Source organism: Xanthomarina sp. F1114 (assembly GCF_026410255.1).
In the GTDB taxonomy this organism is placed as follows: Bacteria; Bacteroidota; Bacteroidia; order Flavobacteriales; family Flavobacteriaceae; genus Xanthomarina.
In genome coordinates this window covers 1-952 of sequence record NZ_JAPMLL010000036.1, presented here as the reverse complement: position 1 = coordinate 952, position 952 = coordinate 1, and the positions used below count along the sequence as shown (strand labels likewise).

Genomic DNA, 952 nt, shown 5'->3' with positions numbered 1-952 from the left:
CGGATGTTTTAAACTCTCCAGAAGTTTCACCTGAATAGGTTTTATTATTGGATAGGTCTAATTTTCTTACATTAGCATTTTCGCTGAAATCTATTTTCTTCAAATCAACCCAAAAAGTATTTGGTGTCAAGGCCGACTCGAAATAATAAACTAGGTTTTTTTGATCTGCAACTACACGCCAACGGGTTGTTGACAAATTAGGATAACCCTCAATTTGAAATCCATACGGTACAGAAACATTTCTTATTATGCTAAAAACGCTAGCCACATTTACCCGTGTGTTGTCGGTTTGTGGTATGGCATTGAGAAAAAAGGAAGCTCTTACAAAACGGTCTGCGGCAGTAACAGAACCAGGCAAAAAGGTTTTTCCTGGAATATTTTTCCAGTATTCTGTAATAGCCAATTGTTCTTCAAAAGTGGGAGAATTTGTCATCACGGTATAACTTGGGTCATGGTGTATCACCAGTTTTCCGTTGATGTATTCCAAGATGGCATTGTCTCCTGTGGCATCTGAAATTGACAAATGAACAGTTGTAAACTTCTCAGTCCCCGGAATGAAATCTGATACGATAGCGAAACGTTCCTGTTTTAAATCCGCTACCGCTTCTGAAACCGTTGCAAAATTATCAAGAACATATTGTGCCCAAAGAGAAATAGCCAGCCCTTTCTTATCCCCGTCCATATCGAATTTAGGATACTCTGATTCCACAAGCCAAAGCATATTGGCTACCAGTCCCTTTTCATTCATACCATCTGGTGTTGAAATGTCCCAAGAACTTACCACAAGACTTCCATATTTAGAAACCCACTCAATACAATTATCTCCAACCTCGCCATTTCGTGCCATACCTCTTGGAAAAATCCATTGGTTTGCTGGAATTTCAATTGAAAAATCCATCGTTCTGCCTGTTAAAACAGTATTGTTTGGCCCCTTATAAACTATTCTTGTACA

The 952-nt window shown here is 38.8% G+C and carries 1 protein-coding gene; it reads right to left on the bottom strand.

From position 1 onward, the window contains the following. A partial coding sequence (gene bsh / locus OS188_RS14695; RefSeq protein WP_267149606.1) for a bile salt hydrolase occupies nucleotides 1-952 on the bottom strand: 952 nt, incomplete at both ends.